This is a genomic window from Streptomyces sp. NBC_01788 (assembly GCF_035917575.1).
GTDB lineage: Bacteria > Actinomycetota > Actinomycetes > Streptomycetales > Streptomycetaceae > Streptomyces.
The window spans coordinates 721,284-739,244 of sequence record NZ_CP109090.1 but is presented as its reverse complement, the minus strand read 5'-3'; the positions used below and the strand labels follow the sequence as shown (position 1 = coordinate 739,244).

Annotated in this window: 13 protein-coding genes; 4 read left to right on the top strand and 9 right to left on the bottom strand. The window is 67.4% G+C overall.

Annotated elements, in window-relative coordinates:
- The gene (locus OIE49_RS03510; RefSeq protein ID WP_326801016.1) at window positions 1-1,674 is read left to right on the top strand and encodes an FAD-binding dehydrogenase; all 1,674 of its coding nucleotides are present in this window, start codon (window positions 1-3) and stop codon (window positions 1,672-1,674) included.
- A gap of 45 nt (window positions 1,675-1,719) precedes the next feature.
- Here the strand turns inward: OIE49_RS03510 and OIE49_RS03505 are convergent, their stop codons facing one another.
- On the bottom strand, window positions 1,720-2,073 hold the full coding sequence (locus OIE49_RS03505) for a DUF488 domain-containing protein (RefSeq protein ID WP_326801015.1): 354 nt from the start codon (window positions 2,071-2,073) through the stop codon (window positions 1,720-1,722).
- 386 nt (window positions 2,074-2,459) lie between these two features.
- On the opposite strand from OIE49_RS03505, the gene OIE49_RS03500 reads away from it, so the two are divergent.
- Both OIE49_RS03500 and OIE49_RS03495 read left to right on the top strand, forming a co-directional pair.
- Window positions 2,460-3,809 (top strand): hypothetical protein, encoded by a 1,350-nt coding sequence (locus tag OIE49_RS03500; RefSeq protein WP_326801014.1) that lies wholly within the window; start codon window positions 2,460-2,462, stop codon window positions 3,807-3,809.
- A gap of 39 nt (window positions 3,810-3,848) precedes the next feature.
- Window positions 3,849-5,960 carry an AIPR family protein gene (locus tag OIE49_RS03495; RefSeq protein WP_326801013.1) on the top strand — a complete coding sequence of 704 codons (2,112 nt, stop codon included), beginning with the start codon at window positions 3,849-3,851 and terminating at the stop codon, window positions 5,958-5,960.
- Window positions 5,961-5,987: 27 nt separating this feature from the next.
- Here OIE49_RS03495 and OIE49_RS03490 read toward each other — a convergent pair whose 3' ends face one another.
- From OIE49_RS03490 to OIE49_RS03480, 3 genes are all read right to left on the bottom strand, one after another.
- Entirely contained in the window at window positions 5,988-7,604 is a 1,617-nt protein-coding gene (locus OIE49_RS03490; protein WP_326801012.1) for a serine/threonine-protein kinase, read from the bottom strand.
- An 82-nt stretch (window positions 7,605-7,686) separates the two neighbouring features.
- Window positions 7,687-7,878 (bottom strand): hypothetical protein, encoded by a 192-nt coding sequence (locus OIE49_RS03485; RefSeq protein ID WP_326801011.1) that lies wholly within the window; start codon window positions 7,876-7,878, stop codon window positions 7,687-7,689.
- 11 nt (window positions 7,879-7,889) lie between these two features.
- Window positions 7,890-8,741, bottom strand: coding sequence for a helix-turn-helix domain-containing protein (locus OIE49_RS03480; RefSeq protein ID WP_326801010.1), 852 nt, complete (start codon window positions 8,739-8,741; stop codon window positions 7,890-7,892).
- Window positions 8,742-8,983: 242 nt separating this feature from the next.
- Between OIE49_RS03480 and OIE49_RS03475 the strand changes: the two genes are divergently transcribed.
- Window positions 8,984-9,397 (top strand): ATP-binding protein, encoded by a 414-nt coding sequence (locus tag OIE49_RS03475; RefSeq protein WP_326801009.1) that lies wholly within the window; start codon window positions 8,984-8,986, stop codon window positions 9,395-9,397.
- Window positions 9,398-9,441: 44 nt separating this feature from the next.
- Here OIE49_RS03475 and OIE49_RS03470 read toward each other — a convergent pair whose 3' ends face one another.
- Genes OIE49_RS03470 through OIE49_RS03450 form a run of 5 tightly spaced genes read right to left on the bottom strand, consistent with a single transcriptional unit; the run spans window position 9,442 to window position 17,942 of the window.
- Window positions 9,442-12,645, bottom strand: a complete 3,204-nt coding sequence (locus OIE49_RS03470) for a type I restriction endonuclease subunit R (protein ID WP_326801008.1) — start codon at window positions 12,643-12,645, stop codon at window positions 9,442-9,444.
- 6 nt (window positions 12,646-12,651) lie between these two features.
- Window positions 12,652-13,266, bottom strand: a complete 615-nt coding sequence (locus OIE49_RS03465) for a DUF4276 family protein (protein WP_326801007.1) — start codon at window positions 13,264-13,266, stop codon at window positions 12,652-12,654.
- The gene (locus tag OIE49_RS03460; protein WP_326801006.1) at window positions 13,263-14,504 is read right to left on the bottom strand and encodes an AAA family ATPase; all 1,242 of its coding nucleotides are present in this window, start codon (window positions 14,502-14,504) and stop codon (window positions 13,263-13,265) included. Before OIE49_RS03460 ends, OIE49_RS03465 begins: the two co-directional genes overlap by 4 nt.
- 7 nt (window positions 14,505-14,511) lie before the next feature.
- The gene (locus OIE49_RS03455; protein ID WP_326801005.1) at window positions 14,512-15,849 is read right to left on the bottom strand and encodes a restriction endonuclease subunit S; all 1,338 of its coding nucleotides are present in this window, start codon (window positions 15,847-15,849) and stop codon (window positions 14,512-14,514) included.
- Complete coding sequence (locus OIE49_RS03450) at window positions 15,846-17,942, bottom strand: type I restriction-modification system subunit M (protein WP_326801004.1); 2,097 nt, start codon at window positions 17,940-17,942, stop codon at window positions 15,846-15,848. Before OIE49_RS03450 ends, OIE49_RS03455 begins: the two co-directional genes overlap by 4 nt.
- Between the last annotated feature and the right edge of the window lie 19 nt (window positions 17,943-17,961).

Genomic DNA, 17,961 nt, shown 5'->3' with positions numbered 1-17,961 from the left:
ATGGACGCGGACGTCATCGTCGTCGGAGCGGGCCTCGCGGGCCTGGTCGCGGCGCACGAACTGACCAGCCGGGGCCGCAGGGTCGCCCTCGTCGACCAGGAGAACGCCGCCAATCTCGGCGGGCAGGCGTACTGGTCCTTCGGCGGGCTGTTCCTCGTCGACACCCCGCAGCAGCGCAGGCTCGGCGTCAAGGACTCCTTCGAGCTGGCCTGGAACGACTGGCAGGGCAGCGCCCGGTTCGACCGGCTGGGCGACGAGGACTCCTGGGCGGTGCGCTGGGCGCGCGCCTACGTCGAGTTCGCGGCGGGGGAGAAGCGGTCCTGGCTGGAAGGGCACGGCATCACGCTGCTGCCCACGGTCGGCTGGGCCGAGCGCGGCGATCTGCGCGCCGACGGCCACGGCAACTCCGTACCCCGCTTCCACATCGCCTGGGGCACCGGCACGGGCGTCGTGGAACCCTTCGCCGCGTACGCCCTCCAGGCCGAGCGCGACGGACTGCTCACCTTCCACCACCGTCACCGGGTCGACGAACTCGTCGTCCAGGACGGCGCCGTCCAGGGTGTGCGGGGCACGCTCCTCGCCGAGGACGACGCGCCCCGCGGCGTCGCCTCCAACCGCGAGGAGAGCGGCGCGTTCGAGCTCACCGCGCAGGCCGTCGTCGTCACCACCGGAGGCATCGGCGCCGACCACGGCCTCGTGCGCCGCCACTGGCCCGAGCGGCTCGGCACCCCGCCGTCGCGGATGGTCACCGGCGTTCCGGCGTACGTCGACGGCCGGATGCTGGACATCAGCGAGGAGGCCGGCGCACGGCTGGTCAACCGCGACCGCATGTGGCACTACACCGAGGGCCTGCGGAACTGGAACCCGGTCTGGCCCGGCCACGGCATCCGCATCCTGCCGGGCCCCTCGTCCCTCTGGCTGGACGCCCTCGGCCGCCGGCTGCCCGACCCCTGCCTGCCCGGCTACGACACGCTCGGCACCCTCAGGCACCTGCGCACGACCGAGGACATCGCCGGGTACGACCACTCCTGGTTCGTGCTGACCCGCAGGATCGTCGAGAAGGAGTTCGCCCTGTCGGGCTCCGAGCAGAACCCCGACATCACGGCCAGGGACCGCAAGGCCGTGCTGCGCGACCGACTGCTCGGCAAGGGCGCGCCCGGACCCGTACGGGACTTCCTGCGGCACGGCGAGGACTTCCTGATCGCCCGCACCCTGGAGCAACTGGTCGAGAAGATGAACCAGTCGACCGGCAAGCCCCTCCTGGACGCCGCCGGGGTGCGGCGCCTGATCGAGGCCCGCGACCTCCAGATCGCCAACCCCTACAGCAAGGACTCCCAGGTCCAGGGCATCCACAACGCCCGCCGCTACATCGGCGACCGCCTCGGCCGAGTGGCCGCCCCGCACCGCGTCCTGGACCCGGCGGCAGGACCGCTGATCGCCGTCAAGCTGCACATCCTGACCCGCAAGACGCTCGGCGGCATCCAGACCGACCTGGACTCGCGCGCCCTCGGCCGTGACGGGCAAGTGATCGACGGCCTCTACGCGGCCGGTGAGGTCGCCGGCTTCGGCGGCGGCGGCCTCCACGGCTACAACGCCCTGGAGGGCACCTTCCTCGGCGGATGCCTGTTCTCCGGGCGCGCGGCGGGGCGTGCCGCCGCACGGCAGACCGCCTGAGCGAGTGTCACGGCCCGCCCCCGCACGGCGCGGAGGCGGGCGGGCTCACTTCTTCTTCAGCAGACCGGCCAGCACCGAGGCCTGGCTCTGCTCCGGCTCCTTGGACGCGGTCAGCAGCGTCACATGGCCACGGCGGGTCAACTTCCTGATGTGGTCGAGGAGTTCGGCCGCCTCCGGCTCGGTCAGTTCGGCCTCGTAACGGCGCCGGAACTCCTCGTACGACCCCTCGCCGCCGTGGTACCAGCGGCGCAGCTCGGTGGACGGCGTCATGGCCTTCGGCCACTCGTCGATGTGCGCGTCCTCCTTGGAGACCCCGCGCGGCCAGAGCCGGTCGACCAGGACCCGCACACCGTCGTCGGACTCGGGCGGATCGTAGATGCGGCGCACACGGACGCTCACGGTCGGGCCTCTCTCGGTGCGGGGGAAACGTGTCCGGAGCGTACCCCTGTACGCCCCGGACCCGGCCGCACCCCGCGGCGAGGGAGTCAGAGATATCCCGTCTCATTCGATTGGGTCATAGTTTCAGGTGATCTGATCTGATTCGCTCGTCGTTGTCAGGTGATCCGGTCGATCTTCGACTGCTGTTCCCGTTGGTCTCAAACGAAGTCGGCGGCGAGCGTCACCGGCAGTCCGCGCCACCCGGGCCTGTCGGGGTGGGCACTTCATGCGAAGGTGCCCCTGGCGGAGGAGTCGGAACATGGGAGGGGGAAGTCGCAGGTGGAGCTGGCGCGCTACCATCCCCCTGAGCCTGGCTCCGTGTGGTGGCAGGCGGTTCGGGGGAGTGGATGGCATTCGTACAACCAAGGCGGGTCAGTTTCCCGTCTTCGGCGCGATCGCCGCGCCTGGCGGTTCTGCGTCCTGACAATGACTTACTTCGTCTGCTCGATGCCGACCACACCAAGGAAAGGTCCTACTCCCAACCCTGCCGTGAGTGGCCCGAGGCCAAGTCGCACCTCGCGATCCGGCTTGCTCCTCTCGGCGAGCAGAGCGATGAACGCGACCGGGAGCAGCAGGAGCGGATCTGGGGGCTGGGTATCGTGCGCCCCGCTCATGAGACCGACCGTGACCGGAAGGTCGTCGTCACCCGTGCACGAAGCCTTCGAGACCTGGTGCCTGTCTCAGGGCTCTGGTGCGCCGGCGGCGAGCGAGACGCCGCACTCTCCGATTCGTTACCGGAAAGCGGTCCTGTCACGGTCGGCGCGGACACCGTGTTCGCCAATCTCCGGCGGATCTCTCCTGATGTCGAGGCGGAAGTCCAGAGGCTGATGCCTCTGCTCGACGATGCCGAAGGCTGGAGTGAGGGGGAGCTCCGCTGGCGTGACGAGCGTGACGCTCTTCTGCTCTTCGCCAAGATAGCCGGGTTGGCCCCGAACGACTTCTCCGAGGTACGCCTCTGGGACAGGACAGCCGCCCGGTCAGCCTTTATCAGCGGGCTTATCGGGACTGCGGTTCAGCCGATGCTCGACGACATCCGTGGGCGGGCGGCGGAGAGGTTCAGCGGCGCCGGTGAGACCGTCGTCCAGGCGTTCGCGAGTCGCGGAGGCAACCGGAGTCATGACTTCGAGGCCACGTCGATAACCGATCAGCGGGTGGTGGACGGCGGGGAGGGCTCCCTCGACGCCTACTACTACCACGTCGACACCCGGACGCTCGTCGTGCTGCGCTACGTGCGCCCCGGCCCGAACGGGCTCTTCCCGCCTGACGCCCGGCACGGTCTGGACGAGTTCCGCAGCCGTGTTCACCGTCTGCCCGGACGCGCCCGGCGGAGCGCCGACGATTACGGCTTGCTGGACGACCCTCTCTTTCTCCGCGTTCATGAGCCGGTGCCCTTCACCGCCGCTCTGCACCGGACGAGCCCTGGCGCGATCTACCCCTACGGCCAGGTCGCCGCAGCGATCTCGGCCTCGGCGGACCGGTCTCCCAGGCCCTTCCGTGGCGCGCTCACCCGCCACCTGGTACCGACCGACTTCGCCCGGCTGGTGCGCGACGGCTGGTTCGGCGCGCGCGGCGTGCCCTTCGAGGTGGCCTTGGACTGGGTGGCGGCCACGGTCGACACGGCTGGCGTCGCTTTGGCGGTCGTGGACTTCAGCCCCCGGCAGCGTGGCAACGGCTCAGGGATCAAGACACGGGCCTAGGCCATCGACAAGATACCACCAGTGGGAAGGTAACCATCCATGACCACCTCGGGCGCGGACACACCTCGCGCGGTCACGCAGGTACGCGAACAGCTGCACGAGACGTTTGACGGGGTGATAGACGACAGCGACATCGCCCACTTCCGAGGGGGCAACTACGAACAGCGCTTCCTCTCCCGTGCTCTCGCGGCCCTCGCGGTACGACGCGTGGGCAAGTGCAGTGTGGCCGAGGCGGCCCGGTTCGTGACGGACGGCATCGCAGACCAGGGGCTGGACGCCATCGCCCCCCTCCCCGAGAGCGGGCAGGTTCTGCTTGTCCAGGCGAAGTGGAGCGACAAGGGCACGGCGACCTTTGACGTTGACGCGGCAAAGGCGATGGTGGACGGTCTGAACCGGATCGAGAACGAGCTGTACGACCAGTTCAACCAGCGTGCCGCCGCCCTCGCGCTGGAAGCGAGGCCGCTCCTCATCAAGGAGAGAGCCATCCTGGTCATCGCGCTGATGGGCACCGTAGAACCTTCCCCGCCGGCACGCGAGGTCCTCGACAACGCTCTCGACGAGTTCAACCAGCACGGCGCGCGCCTGAGCGTCAAGGTACTGTTCGCCGCCGATTTCCATGAGCAGGTCCACGCGGATCTCCGGCCGGAGCCGATCTGCCTGGACGTACGACTGGACGACTGGTACCAGCAGAAGGGGCCGCTCGAGGCCTATCAGGGCACGGTCTCCGCGGAGAGCGTCGCCGAGTGGTACGAGACGCACGGTACCGGCCTGTTCGAGCAGAATCTCCGGGCCCCGCTCGGGACCACCGTCACCAATGCGGAGATCGGTCAGACCCTCACTTCCGATCCCACCAGGTTCTGGTACCTGAACAACGGCATCACCATGATCTGCGATTCGCTCACGGCCAGGCACGAAAGCGCCAAGGCACCGCGGAACAGGCCGACCACTCTCGCCGTGACCGGGGCGAGCATCGTCAACGGCGCTCAGACGGTACGGGCCGTCGCCAGGGCCATGCACGATGACGGCGAGGCCGCGGCCCACGCCACCCTGAGCATCAAGGTCATCAACACGCATGAAGACCGGAAATTCGGCGTACAGGTCTCGCAGGCGGCGAACCGGCAGAACGCCATCGAGCAGCGCGATCACATCGCGCTGGACCCCGTGCACCAGGCGATCAAGGCCAACCTGCGCGCCGAACTGCGCAAGCAGTACGTGATCAAGCGGGGTGAGCCGGTCGCCGCGCCTGAGACCGGCTGTTCACTGGACGAACTCGCCCTCGCCCTTGCCTGCCTGTACCCGGATGCCGAACAGGCCGCCCGGGCCGCCAGTTCCACGGAGAACCTCTGGGAGCAGGGCCCCAAGGGCAGTCACACCCTGTTGTTCAAACGCGAACCCTCTCCGCAGAAGGTGTGGCGTTCCGTGCTCACGCTGCGCGCGGCGCGGAGCGCGGTCTACGAACTGGGCAGTGGGCAGAACAGCCGTGAGGCGGCGACCGCGGAGCACGGTGGCTTTCTCGTCACCCACCTGATCTTCCAGCATCTCGGTGCCACGAGCATCGATGATCCCGATTTCGACTGGGACAGCGAGGTCCTGGACAAGATCCCCGCCCTCGTACCGGAGCTGGTGCGTCGGCTGACGCACCAGATCGTCACTCGTTACGGGCCACGTTCCCAGATCAGGACCGCCTTCCACACCGCGGAGACATGCCGAGAGCTCGCGAAGCAGGTCCTCGGCGACCTGGCCGACGGCGTCGCCGTTCCCGCACCCCCCGTGAAGGAGCGCAAGCCGCGTCGCCCGAACACCGTGCCGCTCCTGGTCGACCGCCGTGTCATCAAGGACGGAGCCCCCCTCCGGTACGTGGCTCTGAACGAGCCCGAGCGTGACGCCATGGAAGGGTGGCTTGTCGAAGACGAAAGGCGACGCCAGGCGACCTGGGTCAATCACCGGACCAAGCCGATCCTGTGGGCGTACGACGAGCAGCAGTACTCGCCGTCCGGGCTGGTGTCGAAGATGTGGGGGGACGCCGACTGGGACGAGCGGCCCGTGTCCAATCAGGGAACGGCTCGCTGGTTCCAGTCGGATGGCCGGAGCCTGTGGGATCTGGCGCAGCGCATCCACAGCGAAGAGGAGGAGGAAGAGGAGGAGGCCTGACGGCGTGCGCACTGCACCGGCGGGGCGTCAGTAGGGGCGTGACCCCTCCGGGCCGCGCAGCCGGGCGAGGAGGTCGGCGATCTCGTGGGTCTCCTCGTGGTCCTCACCGAGGAGTACGCACATGTCCTCGTGGAGGGCATCGAGGACGCCCTCGGCCTCGGTGCGGCGGCCCTCGGAGAAAAGGAGGACGCCGATGCTGCGGCGCAGGTCGAGAGCGGTCTCGGAGGCGTCTCCGTCCGTGTCGGACACGACCTCCAGGACCTCCTGGAACTCCCGCAGGGCGGCGGTGGCCTGGCCGAGGTTGGCCCGGCAGTGGGCGGCGTGCCGGCGGCACTCCAGCGCGCTTTCGCCGGCCGGTCCCGCCGTACGGGCGTAGACGGCGGCCAGCGCGTCGAACTCCGGTAAGGCGCGCCGGAAGTCCTCGCCGGCCATTAGGACCGCCGCGCGCTGCCGCCGCAGACTCAGCACACGGGGGCTGTGTGCGCCGAGAGCGGTGGCCGCCGTGGCGATCACTGCCTTGAGGACGTCCGCGGCCTGGGCGAACCGCCCGCTTTCGGCAAGGTCCGCGGACCGGGCGTAGGCGTCCCGGATCGCGTCCCGCAACACGGTGTCGGCGCGCGCCGCGACCGGTACGGGAGCCACCTGCTCGGGTGAGGGCGCAGGCGCCGTGGTCCGCCGCAGCGGTGCGTTCGGCTGCCGGTAGACCACCGTCGGGTCGGGAAGTGCGGAAGGGGAGCCACCGTCCGTGAAGGCCACGGGGACAGCCGCTGAACCCGGTTGCGGCAGGTGCGGCGACAGGCGTTCGTACACCGCGTACGCGTCGGCCGGCCGCTGCTCGGGCGCCTTGGCCAGCAGGTCCAGGGTCAACGCCTCGAGGTCCTCCGGCACCTCGGGCCGCAGGGTGCGCAACGGCTTCGGCGGCACGTCCATGTGCTGGTGCAGGAGCTGGTACTCGTTGTCGCCGCTGAAGACCGGCTGCCCGGTCAGGAGTTCGTGCAGCACGCAGCCGAGCGCGTAGAGGTCGCTGAGCGGCGTGATCTGCGCGCCGTCGATCTGCTCCGGCGGCATGTAGCGGCTGGTACCGATCCGGTTGCCGGTGGCCGTGAGCCGGGTGACGTCCGTGCGAAGCAGCTTCGCGATGCCGAAATCCAGCACCTTGACCGTGCCGTCCGAGGCGATCAGGACGTTGTCCGGCTTCAGGTCGCGGTGCACGACCGGGATGGCGTGGGCGTAGGACAGGACCGTGCAGATCTGCGCGGCGATGGACGCGGCCCAGCTCACCGGGAGGCCCACCGCCGGTCCGTCCTCCGCGCCCGTGAGCACCTTGCGCAGGGAGATCCCGCGCACGTACTCCATCACCAGGTACAGCCGGTCGTGCGACGCCTCGTCCAACACCGCGTCGAACACCTGCGGCACTCCGTGATGCCCGATCCGTGCGGTGACACGCGCCTCGCGTTCGAAGCGGCGGGTGAACTCCTTCGCCTGCGCGGGCGACGCGACGACGTCGGGCCGGATGAGCTTGACCGCGATCTCCCGGTCCAGAACGGCGTCGTAGCCGCGCCAGACCGTGCCCATGCCGCCGGACTCGATCTCCTCGATCAGCTCGTAGCGGCCCTGCTCGCCGATTCTCCTTGCCCGCACCACGCGTTGCGCCCCCGTCGTCCTGATGCCACGTCAGTCGATCGCTGTACACGGTACCGACTGGCGGCGGCGCACGCGGCAGGTCCTACAGCAGGTGGTCGGCCTTGCCGGCCTTGATGTCGGTGATGAGGGTGCGCAGGGCTTCGAGGGAGTCGGTGAGGTAGTGGTCCTCCTGGCCGTTGACGGCTATGTAGCCGTTGCCGTCGGCGTCGGTGCCGAGGCGGAAGCAGTTGCTCGCATCCTGGCAGAAAGGGGCTTCCCAACTGATGTCAGGCATGATCAACTCTCCTAAAGACTCTGGGAAATGGTGTGCATGAGATCGAGGGTCTTCTCAGGTGTAAGTGCGATCCTCTGCATCTCGTCGAGTTGCAGCCGGTACTTGCACAAATGGGCGCTGGAATAAAGAAACTCTCCTGCCGTGGTGCGATCCAGTTGCACGGTGTCCAGAGGGGGCACCTGGCCGAGGGCGTACAGGATCGCCTGGCCTGAACCGGGGAAAACGCCCGCTGAGAACGGGATGGCCTGGATCGTGACATTGTCGCGGTCTGCGGCTGCCATGAGGTGACCGAGCTGGTTTCGTAGCACCGCGCGTCCGCCGACTTCGATCCGTAGGGCGGCTTCGTGGATGACCAGCGTGTAGGCCGGAGCCCCTGGCCGGTCGACGGCCTGGTGTCTTTGTACACGGTGGGCCACTCTGGCCTCGAACTCCTCGGCGGGCAGCGGCGGGATGGCGGCTTGGAACAGAGTGCGCGCGTATGCCTCGGTCTGGAACTGCCCCGGCATGTGCGTCATCGTGCTCACACGCAAGCCCTTGGCGTGCCACTCCAACTCGGCAATATCCAAGAATGTCGTGGGCAGGAGGTCGCGATACTCCTCCCACCAGCCGCTTGTGCGATCGCCGCACATGGCGACCAATGCATCCACCAGAGCTTGGTCCGTGCACTCATACCGGAAGGCAATGCGCCGGACACGCTCCGGGCTGACACCGTGGCGTCCCGCCTCGGTGCTGCTGATCACGGTCCGCTTCGTGTCCAGCAGCGCGGCGGCCTGTTCGGTGGACAGGCCCGCCCCTTCCCGCAACTTGCGAAGCTCCGCGCCCAGACGCTGCTGGCGTGCGGTCGGATTGCTCCTCGGCGGCATGTGTTCCCTCTCGTCGTGTGCGGCTCAGTTTGCCGCGACGCGAAGTTCGTTCCAACAGGTCTTCCGGGCTTGGTAGCACATGTACCCCCGTTGCTCTACTGTGAGTATCGCGCAAGTTACACACCGCAATGCCGGAAGCGCACCGCGCGAGCATGCCCGCCTGCCCTGGGACGGGTGTGCCCGCGGCCAGGGCGGTAGGCCACCGGCGACCCCAAACCCCTCACACAGCAGTGGAGTTCGCCATGCCCGAGATCCCCCTCGTACCTGCCCACTGGCGCTTCCCCGCCCACCCCATCTCCGTACGGCGGGCCCGGCACGCCGTCGCCGAATCGCTGCCGCACGTCCTTCGGCCCCACCTCGGCGACGATCTGGGCCTGTTGACCTCGGAGCTGGTCACCAACGCCATCCGCCACGGCGCCTGCCGGGAGGACGAGGACCTCATCGAACTCGTCCTGTGGCCCGCCGACGGACACTACTGGCTCGCCGTGTCCGACCCGGGTACCGGCAAACCGGAAGTGGCCCGCCCGGACACGGACTCCGAGACCGGTCGGGGTCTGCTCCTCGTCGACAGCCTCGCCACCGCCTGGACCGTCCGGCCCCGTCCCACGCGCGGAACGTCCGTGATCGCGGGCCTCTCCTTCCGCCAGGGCGGTTGATCAGGCGGAGCGGTCGGCCGGGAGGGGGCGGAAGGCCGGGCGGGTCAGGCCGCCTCGTCGTCGATGTTCTCCTCCCGGCGGATCATCCGCCAAGCCGCCCGGCGCGCACTCTGGTTGAGCGACTGCTTGAAGCTGTCGTCGTGGCTGAAGTACTGGCGTCCCATGTCGGCGATGGTGTCGATGTGCTCGGCCATCTTGTCCTCGAAGACCTCGTCGAAGACGAGCCCGAAGTTCTCCTCGTCGTTGACGGCGGCCGCGCGGACCTTCGGGTCCGCCTTCGCCTCCGAGAACGGCGTGATCACGTCCTGCTCGGTGAAGTCGGTGCCGAACTTGTCGTTGAACTTCTCGATCAGCTCCGACAGCAGTGACTTCTGCTGCTCCTTGGCGCCGCCCGCGCCCTCGCCGAAGCCGCGCAGCTCCGCCGCTCCCTCCGAGGTCAGCGCGAGGTCGTGCTCGCCGGTCTTCCGGATGCGCAGATGGCTGAGGTCGACGTCCCCTATGTCCACACCGCCGTCTCCGCGTCGCGGCAGGCGGTTGAGCAGGTGGCGGCCGTAGAGGTAGAGGCATTCGAGGTCGGCGTCGCGGTAGGGCACGATCTGGGAGAGGAAGCCGTACTTCCGTACGTAGTCGTTGAGGTCGGCGCGGAACTGCTCGGCGGCCTCGGCGGCTTCCTCGTCCGGGTCGTCGGCCTCGTCCTTGCGGTCCAGCAGCTCGGTGAACCGTCCGACGGCGGGCCCGAGATGCCGGTACAGCTCCGCGTGCAGCTTCTCCCAGCGGGCCACCGAGCCCGCCGCCTTCTCCTCGGCCGCCAGATAGGCATCGGCGAACTCCCGCATCTCCTCATCGACGAGGATGTCGGGTTGCATGACCCGGCTCTGTGCCGTGTAGAGGAGGTTGGGATCGGAGGGAAGGGTGTTCGCCTCCTCGAAGTACGGGCGGAAGGACTCCTTGATGTCCTCGGCGTCGTTGACGAAGTCCAGTACGGCCAGGTCCGCCTGCGACTTGCGGTCGGCGGTGCGGTTCAGACGGGAGAGGGTCTGGACGGCGCTGATGCCCGCGAGCTTCTTGTTCACGTACATCGTGGTGAGCAGCGGCTGGTCGAAGCCGGTCTGGTACTTCTCGGCGACGACCAGGATGCGGTACTCGCGCTGTGTCGCCTTCCCGCCGGTGCGCACGGCCTTGTCGTCCTTGCGTGTGTACGCGAACGCCTTCGGCAGCGCGGACTCGGCCAGGCCGCCGTTCTCCTTCGGCTCGGTCGTTTCCTCGCCGTCGTACGTCAGGCTCCCGGAGAACGCGACCAGGACGCCCGGGTCGGCGTATGCGCGGTCGTCGATGTACTTCCTGATCGCACGGGCCATCTGCACGGCGCTGTGCCGGGAGGCCGTCACGACCATGGCCTTGGCACGCCCGCCGAGCCGGCCGGCGGTGTGTGTGCGGAAGTGCTCGACGATCACCTGCGCCTGTTGCGTCACGGTGGAGTCGTGCGTGAGCGCGTACCGGGCGAGCAGCGGATTCGCCTTGGAGGGATCCACCTCGCGTTCGTCCGGATTCTTGTTCACCAGCTTCCAGTACGTGTTGTAGGTGACGTAGGTCCGCAGGGGGTCGAGGATGAAGCCTTCCTCGATGGCCTGGCGCATCGAGTACGTGTGGAAGGGGACGTACGTCGGCTTGCCGTTGACGCTCTCCAGGGTGCCGAAGAGTTCGAGCGTCTTGGCCTTGGGCGTGGCCGTGAACGCGAAGTAGGAGAGGTTCGCGGCCTTGCTGCGCTGGGTGGCCTTGCGGATGAGCCGGGCATCGGTGGTGGCTGCCGCCGCTTCCAGCTCGGTTGCCCCGGTCTCGTCGGAGTCCGAGTCCAGGCCCAGGTCACGCAGCGCCGCGCGTACGGCCGTGGCCGCGTCGCCGGACTGCGAGGAGTGTGCCTCGTCCACGATGATCGCGAAGTTGTGGCCCTGGATCTCGGTGGGGTTGCGGCGCAGGTAGTCGATGAGGGCCGGGAAGGTGTGCAGAGTGACGGTGATGATCTTCCCGGTCTCGCGGGACAGTGCCTTGGCGAGTTGGTCGGACTTCGCGCCGTGCTTCTCGTCGATCTTCACGACCAGACCGGCGGTCCTCTCGAAGCTGCCTACGGTCTCGCGGAGCTGGGCGTCGAGATTGCGGCGGTCGGTGATGATCACGACCTTGTCGAAGACCGGCGCGCCGGGCTTGAGCCCGGCGGCCAGGGCATCGGGGTCGATCTCGGTTGGGTCGGTGGGCGTATGCAGAGACGACAGGCGGTGAGCCAGCCATCCGATGGTGTTCGACTTGCCGGAGCCGGCGGAGGCCATACCGAGGTAGTTGTGACCGGCGCCGTGACGGGCCGCGTGGCCGGCGAGCTTCTTGACGATGTCCCACTGGTGGTAGCGCGGGAAGATCAGCTTCTTCCGGGTCCGCCCGTCCGCGCCCTTCTCTTTGCTGAGGTGCACGAACCGCTCGATCAGGTCCAGCCAGGTGTCCCGTTCCCAGATCTGCTCCCAGAGGTACGAGGTCGCGTACGTCCCGGGGACGGTGGGCGCAGGATTCCCCGCGCCGCCGGGCTTCCCCGGGCCCTCCGACCCGGTGTTGAACGGCAGGAAGCGCGTCGGCTTGCCCCGCAACTCCGGCGCGACGAACACCAGGTCCGTGTCGATGGCGAAGTTCGCGATCACGCGCCGCGCGAAGATCAGCTCGGTGGGGTCGCGGTCCGTGCGGTACTGCTCCTTGGCGGCCTCCACGCCCTGGCGCGTGAGAGCGTTCTTCAACTCGGCGGTCGCCAGCGGGATCCCGTTGAGGAAGAGGGTGAGGTCGAGGCGCTTGCCCTTGTCCGCCTGCTTGTCGGCGTACTCCAGCTCCTTGACGAAGGTCAGCCGGTTCGCCCGGTAGTCGTCAAGGACCGCGTCCGACGCGACGAGTGACGGCTTGAAGTACGCGAGCCTGATCAGGACACCGTGGTCCTTCACGCCCTTGCGGAGCACATCCAGTACGCCGTCGGTCGCGATTGCCTGGTCCACGCGCTTGGCGAACCCGGCCTGGGCGGTGTTGGGATCCCCGCCGTAGAGGGCGATCAGTTCGGCCCATTCGTCGGCTTGGGTCTTGCCGATGAATTCGAAGAGCTGGGCGGTGTCCAGGCCGAGTTGGGGGCGATAGTCCTGTCGGTTTCCTTCACACCACTTGCGCTCCAGCAAAGCGGCGACTATGGCGTTCCCGAATGCTGCTTCGTCGTGGACGGACATGAGCGGCTATTCCCCCCGCTTTCCGGTGACCAGATAGGTGATGTCGCGGCAGAACTTCTCGAACGAGGATGAGTTGGCGCGGGCAAGGTCGAGATCGATGACGTCAGTCAGTGCTGCCTGGTCCACCCGCGGGCGGTACCGCACCCCGTCGCGCCGGTGGTGGGTCAGCCAGCCCTTGCAGTCGCGTAACGTCTCGCTGTTGGCCGGAACCTCCAACTGTTCGGCGAGACCCGCCCGCCCACCGAGGGAGGGCGCCGACGCGAGGAACCACGCCTCGAACTCCCGGTTCGCCAGCACGACGGCCGTGCGGCGGTCAGGGCGGGCGGCCTCGGCCCGAGCCAGCAGCGAAGGCCCGAGGCTGGCCGGGCAGTCGTCGTCGGCGTCGATCACGACCAGGATGCCCCCGGGGTGGTCGGCAGGTACGCGCCGAGCCTGGGCCTCCACGGCGGCTTCCAGACCGCCCGGTCGGACGAGCCGGCCACGGTCGACCAGGAAGGGCGGCTGGATGTCCGCGTCCCAGATGTGCGCCTCGTACATCAGCCGCCGGAGAAGGACGGGCAGTGCGCTGATCTCGCCCTCACCCTCCACCACGGAGGCGATGGTGACCCTCGGGTGGTTCACTCCTCACCCTCCGGCTGCTCGTCCGACTGGTCTGGGGGTTCGACGACCGGGCGCAGCTGGTCGGAACGCAGCAGTTCGGCCGTGGTCGCCAGGCCGTCGGCGACGATCGACCGACTCACCGGGTCCACTTCGCCGATCACCGTCACCCCGTGCTCGGCGGCGACCATGCGGATCGCCGACAGGTCGGCCTCTTTGCGGTCAAAAAGTTCCGCGCTCTGCGTGGTGGCGAGGACCTGCACGTGCTCACTTGCTTCCGTAAGCGCGTCGTAGAGGGCTCCGGCCGCGAGCGGGTGCAACGCCAACTCGGGCTCTTCAACGGCGACGAGCGGAATCCAGCCTTCCCGGGCGTCGGGCTGGAACAGTGCGGTCAGCAAGCCGATGGCGCGGATGGTCCCTTCCGACACGGACTCGGCCCGGAAAACGTGCGGTTCGGTCTCGCCGTCGGTGGCGAAGCTGATCCGCGCCGCAACGTAATCGGCGGAGGGGTCTGTGGGACCGACCTCCACAACGCCGGGCACAATCACGCCCAGGTACTGCGAGACGCGCTCACGCTCCTCATCCCCGAGTACGGCCAGGGCTGGGCCGAGTTCGCTGCCGTCCTCACTCAGAGCTCCGGCGGTCGGGGTGTTCGGGCTGGCCTTGCGGAGATTGGACAGGGCAGGACTGTAGAAGAACATCTCCGTGAGGGCCGCGAAAAGGTCATCGAACGCCTCGCCCTCACTCAGCTGCGAAAGTCGTAGTCGCTTCTGGCGACGCCCCTTCCCAGCTCGGTCGCATACCAGGAAGCGCTCGGCGTTTGCCCGACCCTTGGAACCAGGGTGGCGCATCTCGCAGAACTCACGCTGGATACGGACACCGGGCCCCGCATCTCGCCCCACCCCAGGGACGGTTGGCGGCGCGAGGGTGATCTCGTACCGCCCCACCCAGGGCTTCGCGTCGTCGGCGATTGACGGCAGGTGAAACTCCAGACCGATCGTGCAGGAGGTTGCCGGCTCAGGAACCCTGCGCAGCACCTCCTCCCACCCGCCGCGCGCCGCCACGGCCTCGGCTGGGCCATCTGTGAGCGCGTCGCGGACGAAGCGCAGAGCATCGAGGAAGTTCGACTTCCCTGCGGCGTTCAGCCCGAGCAGCACGGTGAACCGGCCGAGAGCCACGTCACAGTGAGCGATGGACTTGTAGTTTTCCACCCGGACACGGGTGATGAACGGCATCGGGCGGTGAGGCGCGGCGGGACTCATGGCGCGATCATTCCTCGATCCCTTGTCCGCTGGCAGTGGACACGTCGATCTGGCCGATGACGGCGGCGGTGACCAGGGCTTGGCGGCGTTCGGTGAGAACTTTGAGTTGACGGTCAAGCACTTGACCGGCAGTCGCAATGTTGTCGAGTGCCGTCTGAGCCCGCTTGGCCAGGTTGCGCTGTTCTGTCACGCTCGGGAGCGGGATGGGAAAGCTTAGAATCTTGTTACTGTTCGTTGACGCGAGGTTAGTCGTCTTGACTCCTGTGCTTTCGAAATAATTTCGACCATGCAGCGTCCTCGTCATGAGGGCCAGATAGTCTGCGTCAAGACTATCGCTTTCCGGACGCAGGGCGAAGACGTGGTTCTGATGCAAGCATCTGGAGACTTCTCCACGCCAAACAGTGCCGCGTCCGAGCTTGTCCAGATCGCCGCCTTCGGTCATCAGCACATCGCCTGCACGAAGAGTTGCGCGACTGGCGATGTCAGTCGGGACGGTGATTTCGTTGAGATTGTCAAGATCCACTCGTCCCGCTTGCACGTTGGCCACCCGTAGGTACGGGCGAGTCACCACATCGCCCTTGACTTCCCGCTTTCCATCAACGGTAAGGCCGGTTTGCAAGCGGCACACATATCCAAGGCGCACGAGCGGGCGATCTGCTGGCATTTTCGGAAGCCACACCCATGGCCAGATTTCCACAGGGCTGGAGAGGATCCCGGGTACGAGAATTTCCGACACCGCGGCGTATTCTCGCTCATCTAGGAGTGCACTCTGAGCTTTTCTCAGTGAGCTCAAGGCGTCGATGCGAGCGGTCTCTGCGTGGAGGAACTCGGCGATGCGACGCTGTTCATCCATCGGGGGCACCGGAACCCTCAATTGCTCAATATCCGGCATGTAAATCGTCTTGTGAGTGGACCCCGTCGCAATACGCTTAAGATCCGGAGCCATTGCCCTAAGGCAATGAAGGAGGTATCTGGGATCCAGCTTAGGCCCGCACGTCCAGGTGGCAAAATCTTGACTCGTCGCCATATCCGCACCCATGATGGCGGAGAAGCCGACCGACGCAGTACGAGAGAGGATCACAGTGCCAGCCGGATGCTTTACCGCTGCTGAATTGGCCAAGCCCAGCTTGCTGACCTTTTCTTTTGTCTCCGTGATTACATCTGTAGCGCCGCTGCGCAGCTGCCATACGTCTGCCAGGGTGATCCAGGGAACTGTGCAATCATCCCAGTATTCAGGGACGCTCCGGCTGGGCGTGTGCCCGGAACCAAGCCGGGCAACAAGCCGAATCGGCACGGTTGGCCAGTGGGACCCTTCAAGCCAGGGGGCGACGGAAGTGCTTGTCACTTCGTCACCTCCCCAAGCAGCGTCTGGATCTCGCCCTCCAGAGCCTTCAGCTCCGCGTCGATCTCCGCCAACGGCCGCGGCGGCTTGTACACGTAGAAATGCCGCGTGAACGGAATCTCGTACCCGATCTTCGTCTTGCTGTGGTCGATCCACGCGTCCGGGACATGCGGCAGCACCTCGCGCCGCAGGTACTCCTCCACGTCCTCCTCCAGCGGGACGTTCTCGTAGTCGCGCAGCTCCGGGTCCGGTTCCCGCTCGCCCTTGATGCGCTGGACCTCGCCCTCCGGGTCTCGGACGCCGACCGCCTCCCGCAGCGCCTTGCCGAACGGCGCACCCGTCGGCCACAACAGGCCGGCCGCGACGACCGCGTCCTTCAGGTCGATCCACGCGTCGGACTTCGTGGTCCAGGACTTGCCGACCAGCGGGCGCAGTGCCGCTGCGAACGCCTCGGCGTCCGTGGCCCGTGCGATCGGCTTCGACGCGGTGATCGCCGTCAGTGTCTCCTCCGTCACCTCGAAGCGGAGCTTCAACGGCCGTTCGACGGTGATCCGGTGATACCCGAAGTCCTCGTTGCGGAAGACCCTGATCTTCCCGGCCCGGTCGGCCAGGTCGTGGCCGCCGCCCTTCTCCGCCGCGTCGAGGACCGCCAGCGCCTCCGTGTAGAGCCGCGTGATCTCGGAGATGTGCTGCTCGCCCAGTTCCTTGCGCTTGTCGCCGAGCGACTTCCGCATCTTGCGCCAGTAGTCGCGCGCGTCCAGCAGGACGACCTTGCCGCGCCTGTCCCTGGCCTTGCGGTTGCTGAGCACCCAGAAGTACGTGGAGATGCCGGTGTTGTAGAAGAGCTGGTCGGGCAGGGCGACGATGCCCTCCAGCCAGTCGTTCTCCAGGATCCACTGCCGGATTCTGGACTCACCCGACTCCGCCGCCCCCGTGAACAGCGGGGAGCCGTTGAAGACGATCGCGATCCGGCTGCCGCCCGACCCCGACGCGTCCACCTGCTTCATCTTCGAGATCATGTGCTGGAGGAAGAGCAGCGAGCCGTCGTTGATGCGCGGCAGACCGGCCCCGAACCGCCCGCTCTCACCGAGGCGTTCGTGCTCGTCCTCGACGGTGTCCCTGACCTTCTTCCACTCCACGCCGAACGGCGGGTTGGCCAGCAGGTAGTCGAAAGTGGTGGGCGTGTTCTTGTCCCTCTTGGAATCATCGTTGTCGAAGCCGTCGTCGCTGAACGAGTTGCCGAACTTGATGTTCTCCGGGTCCTGGCCCTTGATCATCATGTCCGACCGGCAGATGGCCCAGGACTCGGGGTTGAGTTCCTGGCCGAAGACCTTGACGGTGGCGTCCGGGTTGAGGGCCGTGATGTGCTCCTCGGCCGCGCTGAGCATGCCGCCGGTTCCGCAGGCCGGGTCCATGACCGTGCGGACGGTGCCCGGCAGGGCCAGCGCGTCGCCGTCCGGCGCGACGAGCAGGTTGACCATCAGCCGGATGACTTCCCGCGGTGTGAAGTGCTCACCGGCCGTCTCGTTGGACTGCTCGGCGAAGCGCCGGATCAGTTCCTCGAAGACATAGCCCATCTGGTGGTTGGAGACGATCTCGACCGGCTTGCCGTCCTCGCCGAGTACGACCTCGCCGTCCGCGTCCCTCTTCACCGGCCGCAGGTCGAGGTCGGCGAACCGTCCGACCACCTGGTACAGCAGGTTTGCCGCGTCCAGCCGCTTGATCTGTTGGGCGAAGTCGTACCGCTCCAGGACTTCCCGGGCGTTGGGGGAGAAGGCGCCGTAGTACTCGTTGAGGTACTTCGCCGCGTGGGTGGCGTCGCCCGCGATGGCCTTCAGCGTGTAGGCGCTGGTGTTGTAGAAGCTGTGGCCGGACGCTTTGCGCAGGAAGCGGTCGGGGTTGATGTCCTGCCCCTTGAAGCGGGCGGCGACCTCCAGGACCTTGTCCTTGGTCGGGGCGAGGACACACTCCAGTCGCCGTAGCACGGTGAACGGCAGGATCACCTTGCCGTAGTCGGACTGCTTGTAGTCGCCGCGCAGGAGGTCGGCGACCGACCACGCATGATTCGCCAGTTCCGTGTGCTTACTGCTGTTCAACGCTGTCCTTCCGGAGTTT